Annotated in this window: 11 protein-coding genes; 8 read left to right on the forward strand and 3 right to left on the reverse strand. The window is 56.5% G+C overall.

Features of this window, described 5'->3' with window-relative positions:
• Positions 1–50 precede the first annotated feature (50 nt).
• A complete protein-coding gene (locus B2585_RS04930) occupies positions 51–1,043 on the reverse strand; it encodes an IS1595 family transposase (protein WP_292020634.1) in 993 nt (330 codons plus the stop codon).
• Between the two features lie 248 nt (positions 1,044–1,291).
• Between B2585_RS04930 and B2585_RS04935 the strand changes: the two genes are divergently transcribed.
• Complete coding sequence (locus B2585_RS04935; RefSeq protein WP_292020636.1) at positions 1,292–3,451, forward strand: hypothetical protein; 2,160 nt, start codon at positions 1,292–1,294, stop codon at positions 3,449–3,451.
• A gap of 142 nt (positions 3,452–3,593) precedes the next feature.
• Here the strand turns inward: B2585_RS04935 and B2585_RS04940 are convergent, their stop codons facing one another.
• Positions 3,594–4,202 carry a hypothetical protein gene (locus B2585_RS04940; RefSeq protein WP_292020637.1) on the reverse strand — a complete coding sequence of 203 codons (609 nt, stop codon included), beginning with the start codon at positions 4,200–4,202 and terminating at the stop codon, positions 3,594–3,596.
• Positions 4,203–4,322: 120 nt separating this feature from the next.
• A complete protein-coding gene (locus B2585_RS04945; RefSeq protein ID WP_292020639.1) occupies positions 4,323–6,494 on the reverse strand; it encodes a hypothetical protein in 2,172 nt (723 codons plus the stop codon).
• A 370-nt stretch (positions 6,495–6,864) separates the two neighbouring features.
• Between B2585_RS04945 and B2585_RS04950 the strand changes: the two genes are divergently transcribed.
• The 7 genes from B2585_RS04950 to B2585_RS04980 all read left to right on the forward strand — a co-directional run bounded on the left by B2585_RS04950 (position 6,865) and on the right by B2585_RS04980 (position 13,767).
• Positions 6,865–7,083, forward strand: coding sequence for a hypothetical protein (locus B2585_RS04950; RefSeq protein ID WP_292020641.1), 219 nt, complete (start codon positions 6,865–6,867; stop codon positions 7,081–7,083).
• Between the two features lie 270 nt (positions 7,084–7,353).
• The gene (locus B2585_RS04955) at positions 7,354–9,276 is read left to right on the forward strand and encodes a site-specific integrase (RefSeq protein WP_292020642.1); all 1,923 of its coding nucleotides are present in this window, start codon (positions 7,354–7,356) and stop codon (positions 9,274–9,276) included.
• A gap of 367 nt (positions 9,277–9,643) precedes the next feature.
• Positions 9,644–10,636, forward strand: a complete 993-nt coding sequence (locus B2585_RS04960) for a hypothetical protein (RefSeq protein WP_292020644.1) — start codon at positions 9,644–9,646, stop codon at positions 10,634–10,636.
• A 259-nt stretch (positions 10,637–10,895) separates the two neighbouring features.
• Positions 10,896–11,318, forward strand: coding sequence for a hypothetical protein (locus B2585_RS04965; RefSeq protein WP_292020647.1), 423 nt, complete (start codon positions 10,896–10,898; stop codon positions 11,316–11,318).
• Positions 11,319–11,408: 90 nt separating this feature from the next.
• Entirely contained in the window at positions 11,409–11,762 is a 354-nt protein-coding gene (locus B2585_RS04970; protein WP_292020649.1) for a hypothetical protein, read from the forward strand.
• A 174-nt stretch (positions 11,763–11,936) separates the two neighbouring features.
• The gene (locus tag B2585_RS04975) at positions 11,937–12,425 is read left to right on the forward strand and encodes a helix-turn-helix domain-containing protein (protein ID WP_292020651.1); all 489 of its coding nucleotides are present in this window, start codon (positions 11,937–11,939) and stop codon (positions 12,423–12,425) included.
• 55 nt (positions 12,426–12,480) lie between these two features.
• A complete protein-coding gene (locus B2585_RS04980) occupies positions 12,481–13,767 on the forward strand; it encodes a hypothetical protein (RefSeq protein ID WP_292020653.1) in 1,287 nt (428 codons plus the stop codon).
• Positions 13,768–13,801: the final 34 nt, after the last annotated feature.

Genomic DNA, 13,801 nt, shown 5'->3' on the forward strand with positions numbered 1-13,801 from the left:
GCAGCATCGGTGAGTCTGGGCTCTGAGCGGACCTTTGCACGACAGCTTGTTTACGATGCGCGGATGATCTCCGCTGCGCGCATGCCCGCCAGCCGCACCTCCAGCCAGCGGATGTAGCCGCTTAGGTTCTTCGTGGCCGGTCCGCAGAAGGGCTTGATGAAGCTCTTATAGCGGGCGTGAAGCGAGTTCACATTTTGGATATGATAGCATCCTGCGGCCACGCGCGTGCTTGGTTTGCTGCCGACGACGAAGTGCTCCAAGCCGACTGCTGCCGCCAGATTCATGTAGCCATTGGCACCATCCGAGCAGAGCACGGCATCGCCGGGCACCAGCGGCTTCATCGCGCGCTCGAGCGTCACGCCCTTGCGGTTCGGAAGGCGCCGGAAGAGGTGCGCGCCTCCGCGGTCAGCGACCGTAAGTATGGGAAGCTGCCATCTGGAGAGTCCCCGCATCATCTTTAGCCCTTTCGTCGTGTAATCCTCCCACCTGGGCCGGGGCGGCGCGGGGACATTCTTCGGATCTGCGAAGTGACGAACCCATTCGCGAGAACCTTTGCGCGACTCACGCTGGTAGGTTTCGTCCGCCTCGATGATTCCTGAGAAACTTGCCGCTACGCTGCTGTTCCCGATGATCGAGAATACGATCATCCGCCAGCGCCAGACCGTGTATTTGTTGAGGTCGAGCTGCTTGGCGAGCTTGCGCACCGACTGTGGCGCGGAGCTGCCCAGCATATCCCTCAGCACCTCTATGAACAGGTCCGGGCGATGAATGCGGCCGATGGCGCTGCCGGTGCGGCCGGAATAGGTCTTCTTGCAGCCGGAGCATCGGTAGCGCTGGATCTTGGTCCGCGTGCGGCCCCACTTCTGGCGCCGTTCGTCGGCGCAGAAGGGGCACTTTTGTTCTTGGTTTGTCCGTGCTTCGATCTCCGAGATCGCTTCCGTCTTTCGCCGGAGCTCGCGGATCTTCGTTTGGGCATCCTCGATCTGGGCCGGGTTCAGGCGCTCGATGGCATTAAGGAAACGGCGAAAGTCGTGGTGTAGCAAGGGCATCCTCCGCGGGTAAAGCGGAGGAATATAGGCCATTTCATGAGATCACGAAGCGCACCAACACGGTTTGCGGACACCCCCTAACTTTTCGGTCATATTCACGTGTAAACCTCGCCGCCGGGTAATCCAAGGATCCATCAAACCTGAACCGCGCCGGCTTCGGCAGGGACGTGCTTCATCGAATCCGTGACACGCTGCCTTCTTCGCTTCTAAAAAGGGAAGCAACAATATGTCGGGGAATGGCTATGGAAGAATTGAAGATCGACCTTGAGCATTGCTACGGTATTCGCCGACTCAAGCACACGTTCGACTTCAGAGATTGCCAAGCGGCGGCTTTCTACGCCCCGAACGGTGCCATGAAGTCATCACTGGCAAAGACCTTTCAAGACATCGCGGACGGGAAGAAGTCCTCAGATCGGATGTTCCCCGATCGCAAAACGAAACGTTTGGTAGTCGACGAGACAGGTGCAGAGCTTGATCCTCTTTCCATCCTGGTCGTGCGCCCATATGACGAGGAGTTCGGCCCCGGAGCGAATACATCGACGCTCCTTGTGAACGCCGCGCTACGCAAAGACTACGAGAAGCTGAATGCTGGTGTCGAGGGAGCAAAGAGGGCTTTCCTTGACGCCATGAAGGAGCAGTCTGGTTCCAAACGAGATCTCGCTGCCGAGATATCGGCGACGTTCACCCGGACCGAGAACCAGTTCCTGACAGCGGTCATTCGAATAAATGACGAAATCAAGATTCAGTCCGACGCGCCGTTCGCTGATATCCCCTACGACCTGGTATTCGACCCGAAGGTCGTCGAGATGTTGGAGAAGCAGCAAGTGCAGGAAGCGCTTGAAGACTACGTAATCCGCTTCAACGAGCTCATCGACCAGTCCACCTATTTCAAGCGCGGCACCTTCACGTATTACAATGCCAGTGAGATTGCCAAAGCTCTCGAGAGCAACGGATTCTTCGATGCCGCGCATAGCGTCAGACTGAACGCGGACCAGCACGTCGAGATTACCACGAAACAGCAGCTCGAGGACCTGGTCAAAGCTGAGAAGGAAGGCATCGCGGCTGACACGAAGCTACGCAAGACGTTCGAGGCCGTCGAGAAGTTGCTCCACCGAAATGTTAGCGTGCGGGACTTCAACGCATTCATCTCCGACCGAGAAGATATTGTTCCCGCTCTCTCGAACATCGGGAACTTCAAGGAGCAAGTTTGGAAGAGCTACATAGTCAAGCACCGGGACGCCTATGATCGGCTTATCCAGGAGATCCGAGACGCAGCTGAGAAGAGGAAGCAGATCGAAGAAGCCGCACGGAACGAGCGCACTGCGTGGCAGGAAGTTATTGATATCTTCAACAGCCGCTTCTTCGTTCCATTCGAACTCAGCGTGCAGAATCTCACCTCGGCCGTCCTCGAAGGCGAAATCCCGAAACTTGGGTTCACCTTCAGAGAGGGAGATGATCGGAAGGACGTTGACAAGAACGCCCTGCTGGAAGTCCTGAGCACAGGCGAAAGGAAAGCGTTATACATCCTTAATATCATTTTCGAGGTTCAAATTCGGATTAAAGCAGGCCAGAGAACGCTAATGATTGTCGATGATGTTGCGGACTCGTTTGACTACAAAAACAAGTATGCCATCATCCAGTATCTCAAAGACATCTCCGAAGACGAGAATTTCAGGCAGATCATTCTGACCCACAACTTCGACTTCTTCAGGACGCTTGAGAGCCGTTTTCTGAAAAGAGACAGCTGCTTCATGGTAGCCAAGAAAGAGGGCGGTATCGAGGTCAGTCAGGCCGTCGGTGTCAGGAACATCTTCGTCAATGACTGGAAGGTTCACTTCGGCACGGCACCTCGGAAGCGTATCGCCTCGATCCCTTTCATGCGCAACCTTGTGGAGTTCACGAAGGGCAAGCAAGACCCTGACTACGGAGCCCTGACTGCGCTCCTTCACGTAAAACCGAACACTGCAACTATCACGGATGCTGAACTGTTCGAGTTCTACAACCGTATCTTCGGCGCTGACGCACGAAATGCCACTCCAACTGCCAGCACCGCGCTCGACCTGATTTACCAAGAAGCCGATGCATGTTTGGCCGAGGCCGACGGTGCGAACTTCGAGAACAAGATCGTTCTGTCCATCGCCACCCGCCTGCGTGCCGAGCAATACATGATTGGGCAGATCAACGACCCGGAAACTGTTGCGGGCATCCGCGGGATGCAGACGACGGCGCTACTCAGATGCTTCAAGAGGCTTTTCCCGACGAATGATGCGACGGCCGTGATGGACCGCGTCGTCCTCATGACGCCCGAGAACATTCACCTGAACTCATTCATGTATGAGCCGATCCTCGACATGTCGGACGAGCACCTCAGGAAGATCTATGAGCAAGTGAAGGCGCTTTGATTGTGGGCGACCGTCCCGCATACGTAGTGCTTTTAGGAAACCATGCGAGAATGGCACCACTCCCGGGCATCCTCCGTATCATCCCATTGGGTCAGTCCGGATTGCTGAGGAGGGCCAATGGCGCTTGAAGACCACAACAATTTTAACTTTGCTTCACCTGACCAGTCCGGGCCAAAGCATCCTGAAGCATATTGAAGACCTTCGCCTGAAGGTCGGATTCTTGATTCATCTGGGCGACCTTGCCTTTCAAAGAAGAAGCTTCTTTCTCCGTAGCGTCGAGTTGGATTTGCAGGCGCTCGATCTCGATTTCCAGATCAGCGATGCAAGCGTCCTTTTCATCAATACACGACTGAAGCGCACGCATTTGTTCACGCTGCGTGTTTATGTCAGTTCTGGCGTCTGCAAGTTTCTTACCGTTCATCGCTCGAAGCTGTTCATGCTGCGCCCCGAGATGTTCAAGGACCGCATTGTTGACTACCTCGGAAATCCGATTTGCTGCGGAGATTGAGGCCGGAGGCAAAGCAGAAATCCGCCGTTCGCGGATCTCCCTTTCGCGGTCCGCCAAGAGTCGTTCGACCTCGGATGATAAACTTTGCAGATTTACGCCCTGGGATACACCCAATTCCTTGCACATCGCTTCTTTTACGTTGTCGCCGGTCGGTTCCTTGCCGGCCCCTTCCACGATCCCAATGGCCTCGACCACTTGTGCTTCCGTGTATTTCTTAGGGCGTCCCATCTTTTTATCGGTCATTCGAGTTCTCTTGCTTAGTTTCGCAAAGTCTTTGCGAAAGTGAGTTTGGTAAAGTCGCGGTGTCGACCGCTGAAAAAGAGGTAGGTATTTTTGCGACAAGACAAAACTTGCCGCGACAAATTATGCGAGATCACAGGAAAAACTCGGCCAGAACTGGCGTGCGAGAGTGAGAGCATCTCTTCTTGGACTGAGTATGATTGCTGGAGTGGCTTTTCCTCCGCCGGGCGCGCGCAATGACAATTTGGTCACGGGCCAGCCATTCCGCGAGCATATCCGACCGCAAAGTTCGGATAACGCAATTGAGGCTCGACCGCGCCGAAAGTGCTTCGCGGCATCCACAGAAATGAAGTCCCGAGGAAGATCCTCGGCAAGTCCGCTCGCTGAAAGTCGAGTGCCGCACACCGGTCGATCGGCGATGGCTTTAAGAGCCTTTTCCATTTTCAGGTAGCCTGGCACGTCTGGCTCTTCCTCCAAGCCTTTTTCCAAAGCTTCAAATGTTGCGAGCCGACTGATCGGGAAGCCGGGCAAGGGCAGGTTGCTCAGTATGATCACACGCTTGGGTTGGTTTGGCGATACGAGCCGCAGCCGAGCGATGGCTTGCAGTGTTGCGTGCTCGCGGAACTGAGATAAGATAGTGGCGGCGCGCCTGTCCGGGTGTTGGCGATAGGTCGCATCATGCATGCTGCCGTCGGTGAGCAAACGCGTAGTTCTGTGCTCCGGCAACGGACCTTCGGTGAAACTCATCACCGGATTATCGTCTTCACGGAAAATCGCACGCGCAATCGACTCAATAGCAGCGGGCCTCGGTTGAAGCCTACCAATGACGATCACCGTCGAAAACTCTTCGAAGTCGTTCGAACCCTGTGTATTCGGCCCAAACCACCTCGAAACGCATCCCAAAAAGGCATGATCTGACTGCTCCGCTCCATCGAACTCGCTGTGTTGGGCATCGTCCGTGAAGAGTTTGAGAACGGACTTTGTTGACACGACAAGAACTTTGCTGGGATCAACGAGCTCCGTTTCGCGCCTAATAATCTTTCGGATGCTTGTGCGCCGATCAGGCCCTTTTTCCTCGTCTCCGATCCAACTGTCTGACAGTGTCAGGTCCGACAGTTGGATTACGTCGGCGATAGGCTGAGATTGAACAGATACAAATTTTGATCCAGGCGCAATTCGTTCGATGATCTCCGGGCTCGCATCAGCGTCGAGGAAAAGGATTGGAGCGTCGTTTGAGATGCGCCGTAGACGATTGAGCTGGACGAATTGCTGCTCTTCACCGTTCACAGTCTTCGTGATCAAGCTGAGATCATTGCAGTGACCAGTCTCCTTTTCTGCAATCCGTCGAAGTATTCTCTCTCGCGTCCGCGATGCGGCGAAGCGTTTCCTGTCAAACTTCGCGCTGCGACTAAAAGCAAGCATGGGCGCAAGAGTCGGATCGATCTCTATGAAATTTCGGGAAATTCGTTCTTGTTCTGCGAGTTCTTCAAGCAGATCAGTCGACACACCTGATGCGCGAGTATGACTTGCGATCGGCTGCGAGCGTCTAAGACCGTCAACAATCGAAGCCTTGGCTTTGGACATACTTTCAGCCAACTCTGGTGACGCGTTTTCGTTCGGTGAGCGAGTGAAAGCGTCGATCGTCAATTCGGTCCTGGATGTGAGCGCGGGCCAAGCTTTCTCGTCAACAACCCTAAGCGCGATCGGAATTTCTCGATCGATCGGGGGTTCTACAGTGAGATATGCATGTGACAAGAAAACGACGTGAGCGCCGCGTCGATCTTTCTGTTCGAGGTATGGGCATTTGGTCGCGCATTTGGCCCGAACAAAAGTCCCGTCTTCCTTGACCGATCGGCAAAGTGATTGGGTCACCGACGGCACAAATCCGGAAATCTGACTTGCGAGTTCATGCTTTTCGCACATCGGATTGAGGGTTTCTGGGTTTATCGCCTGGCGACCCCTGATGACCCGCGCGGGGGCATTGTGGTTCAAGCGCCGAAAGTCGTGGAAAGCGCGTTCCGCAAGTTCGAGCGTCGGTGCGTAAATCAGCACATGTCCACGCCCGAGAAGCGCGTCTGCGCGATTTGCGATCGCGGCAAGCATCCCGGACGTTTTGCCAAGGCCGGCCGTGACTTGCATCGCTAAAGCGGGCGCGGGAAGTTCATCGCTCGGAAGGAAATTCACAGCCTCCACCAAAAAGTCGTCGATGGTCTTAGAGATTTTCGCGCGTGCCACTTCCGGCTCAAGCCAGTTCGGGGCAGGCGTGGGATTGTCGAGTTGATTGGCAGTATTCATACGGGTCCTCGCGGGTTCCCGTTTGAATTAGTCCCGCGGATATGGGCGCCAAAACATGTGTTGTGATTATTTCAACGCGGGTGACAGCACTTCATAGGTGTGTGCGCTCAATAGATATTTCTTATTGGCAGGACACACCTCTGCTCAGGGCAACGGGTAGGAAATTTGGATCCCGCATTTTCTTTCCCTATTTCTCTTGAGAAGCTGGTGAGGAGAAAAAATGCTTTCAGTTGAGGATGTTGCGAAGCACTACGCTTTGCGCCCGGATACAATCCGTCGGAAGATCAAGTGTGGCGACATTGATGCGATATGTCTTGGGCGTGTCTACCGGTTCGACTGGCCAGACGTCTGGGCGTGTGAGAATGGACCTATGCCCAAGCGCGCCGTCATGGATCGCTACAAAGCAGATTTGTTGCCGAAGAAGGTGATCGCGGGCGCACTGCGGGTCAGCGTGAAAACGGTTGAGCGCTGGATTGAAGGCGGGCTGCCGTGCCGCAATGTTTTTGGCGTTGTGCGGTGCAATCCTCATGACGTCACCGACTGGCTGAAATTGCGAAACGTCGATCTCCCGGCGGGATGGTGGAAATAGGTTCGGCGTCGATTGTTCGCACAACGGCGACCTGACTTTGTTGGACACGAGCGGGAAGACTTGCTCCGTCGCACACAGGTCCCCGAACATAAATCGGAGTTATGCTTGGGGACGATACTGCGAAACGAGGGAAAATTACGACAGACTGTGCGAAGCGCCCCGCCGGGCGCGATCTCCTGAAAGGACCGGATGAGGTCCATGGCTCGGACCCCGCAGGCCGCCTTTTTGCTTGAAGGCGGTCCGCGTGGCCGAAACCCTGGAGAGCAAAAAATGAAGCACGACCGCACACTGGATAGCGCCGCAGGCCCGAACTTCCATGAGTTTCTGGAATGGGCGAGGGAGGCCGACGAGAACCGCGATACCGTATATGAGATCGAGAAAATCTCCACGCGTCTCGATCTGACCGGGGAAGAGTTGGATTTGGTTCCGGCTGACCTCGCTTATTTCGAAAAAGTGATTGCGGTCTCGCCCTATGGGGCCGTCTCCCGCTCGAAAGATCTCGACGCGGCGCGCAAGCGCGGGAATTCCCGTGTCCGCTCCGCTCTGCAAAGGTTTCTTGCGGCGCGCGGTCATGAAACCCCGGACGCGGGCGCCCGCGCGAGCTATGACAAGGCCATCGGGTTCATCGTAGAGAACGAGGGGTTCGTCGACAGCGGCGCTCTCTTCACCACCAGCACCCACAAGCCGTTTCTCCTGGTCCGGGCGCGGGCTCGTCTTACCTTGCCGGACCTCGACCAAGCGGAGTTCGACCGGCTGTGGTGCGACGCGACGCCTGACGGGCGGAAATCTCTGAGAAAGTTTGCGCGGCGGGTTGAGGAACTTCGTCGCGGGCACAACACATGGCCAGAGCTTGCCGTCCTGCTGCCGCGCGAAGATTTTGTGGTGCCGGCCGCCACCGACCGGGCGCGCCGCATTCCCTGGGAGACGTTGCCTGCGGATTTTCGTGCAGATGCCGAGGAGGTGTTCCGTCAGACCCTGCGCCAGCCAGCCGACATGAAAACGTGGGCGAAGGAACAGATGCGCCTCGGCCGACCAGCCACCGAAATCAACGCCGAGATCTCGGCGCGACGTGGACACAAGAAGAAGTCTCCTCGGAACATCGCGACCGCAACAGCCGGATATCGTCAAGCGACGACCTGGCTGCTGCGAGAGAGTTTCTCCCCGGAAAGCGGCTTCGCAGGGCTAACCAATCTGCGAGAGCTCTTCTCGACTGACGCACTCGAAGCGGCGTGCGAGGCACAGATCGCGCGGAGCGAGGCTTCGGACACGCTCAAAAAGCCGGACGAAAGTTCGACGCTGTGGTCACGCTTCACCAATCTCACGACGATCGCGCGTCACGGTCTTCGCGACCAGGAAATCCTCGCCCGCATTGATCTCGTGAAGATGTTTCATTCGGACTTCGTGTTGTCGCCGATCGAGATGACGGCCGACGCAGAAGCGATCTGCGATCGTCTTCGCAAATCCCCGCATCTTGCTGCAACTTTCGTGAACGCTCCGTCGCGGCTTAGCGAGATTGCTGCCCATGAACTCGCACAGGCGACGACCGATTTCGCGCGGGACCGTGGACTGCGCCTTTCAGCCTGTTCGGCGGCCTACGCGATCCAAGTCAGCCGGGCGCTGCGGCCTGCAAATCTGTTTATGACCCGCAATAAAGCAACCCCTGGCTGCCCTCGCAATCTCACCTGGATTGTTGAAGAGGAGCACGCCGAAATCAGATTTTCCGGTGGAGAGGTCAAGAACGGTGAGGCGATTATCGTTCACGTGCGTGGCAACGACGCCCGCATTTTGTGGCAGTGGGAGCGGATTCACCGTCCGTCGCTGATGAAACTGCGGGGCATTGATGCATCGCCGTATTTGTTCCCGGGGACCGCAGCGCCAAGGCTGCGCAAGTCTACGTTGAATATGCCTTCCGGCTGCATGTCGGTCGCAGCGATCATGGAGCTGTGGGACCTTGGGGACCGGCAGCTTGGCCTCGGCTTGACACCGCATCAATGCCGCCATGCCCTGGCCACTCTGATGCTGGCGGTTCGGCCAGGTGATTTCGCCACGGTCGCATCGGTGCTTGCAAATACAGAGCAAGTGGCGAGACGACATTATGGGAAGGATAGCGGCGAGGCTGCCGCCATGGCCGTTCGCGAGTCCTTACTCGCGCATCATCCGGACATTTTTGCACGCATGAAGGGGAGGATCTGACATGAGGGGCGATCTCAGAGAGTGCCTAAAAGACGCGCCGGAGGCCGTCCGACGCGCGATGAGGGAGGACGCAGACCGCCTTGCGCCCGGCGCAGGGCACGTCATGGGGCGCTTTTGGTCGGCAGTCCGCGAGGTCAAAGGTAACGTGAGTATGCCGCCCGCGGAGGCTTACAGGCGGGCCGCTCGTTCGGAATCCACCTTTCGTGGCTTGCTGCGAGCGCTTGCAAAATATGCCCCGCACGTGTCGACGGCGCAGGCGCGGGTGGTCAGCGACGAGTGGTATTCCGTTCGGAAGACATCAATCTCGCAGAAGGTCCCAGCGGCTACAGCGTCGACACACGTCGACTGGCCAGAAACGTGGCAAAGCATGCTGCGCGAGCTGGAAGTCGCGCCGATCAAACCGAGCAGCCGAAAACGCTACCTCGCCAGCATTGACCGCTGTGCCGCTATCGTCGCCGAAGGCTTGGCGTCCGAGGAACTCGGCTTTATCGCGGCGTGCGAACTGTCGGAGGCTTTCCTGTCTCATCCGAACGAGTCACAGCGCGTGAAGCCGGTCACGGCCGCGAACTACATTGAGGGCTTGCTCGCTCTGGGCACTTATGGCGGTGCTGAGAAGGACAGCCTTATTGCCATGCGCGTCATCCTTGACGATCTGCGCGACCAGGCGGCTCTCTCGGAGAAGAACAAGCAAGAACGCCTCTCCTCTCTGATGGAACGGGGTGGTTTCGGGCACGTGGCTGACAGGATCCGCACGCTTCGGGAGCGGGCTCACGATCTGCCAGCACACAGTGCCGCGCGCCGCCGGTGTATGCAACAGGCTGTTGTCTGTGCCGTCATTCTCAACAAGCCAACGCGCAAGGGAGATTTGGTTACATGGTGCATCGGCAACCAGATCGTCCGGGACGTCGACGGAACGTGGCGTGCAACTTGGGAACAGGAGAAGACCGGAGGCAAGACGGAAACAGGTGTGATTTGGCCGGAAGTTTGCGACATCCTCGACGAGTGGATTCTCGATGGCCGCCCGGACCGCTTGGTTCATCTCCGCTACCAAGACCTCGTCGGATGCAACTGGCTGACTTTGAGCGAGAAGCAAGCATATCGTAATCTCCCCACGGAGCTGACCAAGGCCGCGATCGGCGTTCCTTCGCACGACTTGAGGACATTCGCTGCTGACTACATGCGGCGGCACGATCCGGCTCGTGCTGCGGACATAATTGCTACGCACCTTGGTCACGGCACCAAGACGGCAGGCCAAGCCTACCGGGCCGACTGCACCGGAGCCGCCGCGCAAGGCATTTGGCAGGACGCGAGAAACCAGATTGCAGCACGTAGTGGGCTGCCGACGAGAGATCATGGGTAGCTGTCGTCGTTTCTACGCAGCGTAGGTTAGTCTCAGAATTCAGCAGGGTTGATCGGCAGACGACTTGCGTGAAGTAACCGATTGTAGCGTTGCACGGTCGGAATACCCAATTTCTCGGATGATTTCTGCGATTTCGGTCTCGCGGGCTTTTCGGGTGAAGCCGCTCGAGGACCGTTCGCAGAACGAGTTCAGTAGAAAAAAGGTCCTCCAGGTTTTCTTGACACACACACCGATGTGGAAACCCACTTGGAGACGAGAGATGACTTTTAACAAGATACTCGAAAATAAAAATGAGAAGAAAGCCGCAGCTGAGATATTCGCGGCCAAGCCGGTGATAGATCTATTTCGGATACAGCAGGCCGAGATATGGCACGCTGCCCGACTACTCGGTGGCTGCGACGCGAGCCGGATCGTCGACACGTGCGCCGCTCGCTTGGAAGCAAACCAAATGATCGACAATCAGACTGGATTTTTGCTGAGACAGGTGCTCGGCCTGCTCGCGCTTGAAGAGGCAGATGATCCCGACAAGCCGTTCATGGGGTTCTTCGCTCTCATCGACCCGAATGATCCCGTTGTTCCCAATATCTGTTTGCTCACGGATCAGCTTCGGGCCGCGCTGTCACTCGTCGAACGTCGTCGACGTTGGGTCGCTCGGAAAAAACTTCCGCCGATCGAGGCGTGAATGGCCTAATGGCCGCCTGTGAAGGCGGCCACTTGACGGCGACGGATAGTGACTGGTCCCTCGATCAGCGCCGCTCGCCAGGAGAAGCCGATGACGGCACAACAAAACTTCCCGGGGCAGCCTGTTCAGGCGGACGCCCTCGCAGCCGCGGTATTGCGGTTCCTGGAACAAAACCAGAGCACTCTCGTGACGCTCTTGAAGCTCATAAACGAGCAAGATTCCGCTGAACGGATTGCGGCCTTGTGGACCAGCGCTCGGTTTACCCCGAGCCGGATTCAAGACGCCCTGGCTCATCTTGCGGAAGCCGAGCGCTGCCTTGCGGAGGCTCCAGTTCAGCTCGATCAGTTCGCAGCACCAGGCTGGCCTGATCTGGATGCCGCGCTCTGTTGGATGGGCGCGCGTTTAGCTGAGCTTCTCAATCTGCAACTGGCAAGAGAAATCTGATTGGTCTGGCGGAAGTTGAAAAGATGACAACGAAGGCCCTAACTCTACTGGGGCCTTGGTTGTCAATCGGTTCAGGTTTGCCTAAATGGCCACCGCGTAATCTTTTTTCACTGCTTCGCGAAAAAAACGCTATCCGCATGGAGTCGTAAATTTCATTCAACCCATATCCGGGGCATGGACGAGATTATGACACATGCGGAGGCTGCGGCCTTTATTCGCTGCGAAGAGGAGGTGCTGGAGCGCCTCCGAGTCGCTGGCGATATCGTCTATGTGGATATTCACTCGGAAATACTCTACCTGCGCGAAGACTTGCTGGATTACATTCGGGCGAGGAGACGAAGGGCAGGTGTCGCAGTAGAAGTAGCGGGCCGGGAGCCCCTCGGGCATGGCGCGCCTTTCACCTCGCCGGAAATCCTGACAGAGGCAGAAGCTGCTGATTTTTTAAGGATCGGGCACTCGACTGTTCGCGGCTTGCGTCGAGCGGAGCGAATTCCCCATCTAAAAGGAAAACCTGCGCGTTATCTCAAGGCTTCGCTCCTTGAGTGGGAAACGTCGCAGGAGATCCAACCCAATCATCAAGTTCACACGGCACAGTCGTCTCGACTGAGAACCAACCAGGGAAGCTCTGACAAGGCAGCCTTGCGCGCCGGGATTCTTGGGTGACGGCCCAGATCGAAAAAAAACCACACCATAGATAGCCAAGGAGATTTTTGCAGCTATGAAAAAAATTGTCAGGATCGGCCACTTCACGGTCGCAATGAACCGGAATACCTACCACCTCCGGTGGACGAACAAGAACACTGGCGTTCAGGAATCCGAGAGTTTCGGGCGCGACCTGGAACGGGCGAAGGCGGAAGCTTGGCGTCGAATGGCGGCGTTGGTATCACCGGACGATATAATCGAACGCCCCAACAACCCCACATTCGAAGAACTCTGGCATTTCTACTGCCGTGAGAAGAAGCCAATCCTTTCGCTGGGGCGTGCCACACGCCTTGACGAGGTATACAAGCTGTATTTCAAATCGTCTCTGGCCAAGGTGCCTGCCAACCAGTTGCCAGACGCAATTAGGGCGATGAAAGATCGTATGCTCGCGGGGTGGACCGGCGACGACCGAGACGAGAAGCGCGGCAAGCGGAATGAGCCGCTCCACCCCAACACCATTGAAGACATCGTGAATATTGCGCGAGCCACGTTGAACTTCCTGCTGGAGGAGCGGATCATTGTCGGTCCGAACCCGGTTCCAGTTATTCGCGTAGCCGGTCGGACTGCGCCGACGGAACGCGAACCGAAGGGGCGTCACCTATCCTTTGCAGAAATCGGCAAGTTGATCGACGCATGTGTATGTCCTCACCATCTTCACATGATGCTGCTCGAGCTTGGATGCGCTACCAGGAGCGGGGTTTTTCCCGAAATGCTCGTTGGACAAGTCCTGTGGGATCTTGATGCAATAGACACTCTTCCGGCGGGCAAAAGTCAGACGACAAAATATCGACCGGTTATTCCGGTGACCGGGCCGATGAAGTGGGCTGCTGCTCAAGCAGCGCTTTCGGCGGGACCTGACCTACATCTTATCCATTTTCGTTCCGAAGGTCTCACCGGTCGCAACGGAACGCAGATCATCAATCGAATTGCAAAGCGAGCGCTGGGTGAGGATGTGCAGAAGGTGAATTGGTATTCGATCCGGCACACTTTGATCGACTGGCTTGAGATGCGCGTGCCCGCAAAGAGCCTCTCTATGTTGGCGGGCCATATCGCTGCGCTGGATACGAAAGAAAGACGGCAGATGCGACAGAACGACGGCAGCCCGACCACTCTCATTTATTTGCGGTCTAAGCTCGCTCACCTTGATCCGATCCGAAAAGTGCTTGAGGATGAGTGGTGGCCGGAGATACAGAAGCATTGCGAACTCGACCTGCGCCTCGGCGATCCAAAAGTGGATATCGAATGGTCCGATGCAGCGGAAAGGGTGAAACATAGATGCAATACAGATGCAAAGCCTCGCTAACCTATTGTAATTCCATGTGTGATCTGTGCGTCCA

It is taken from the genome of Maritimibacter sp. UBA3975, assembly GCF_002384975.1.
Classification (GTDB): Bacteria; Pseudomonadota; Alphaproteobacteria; order Rhodobacterales; family Rhodobacteraceae; genus Maritimibacter.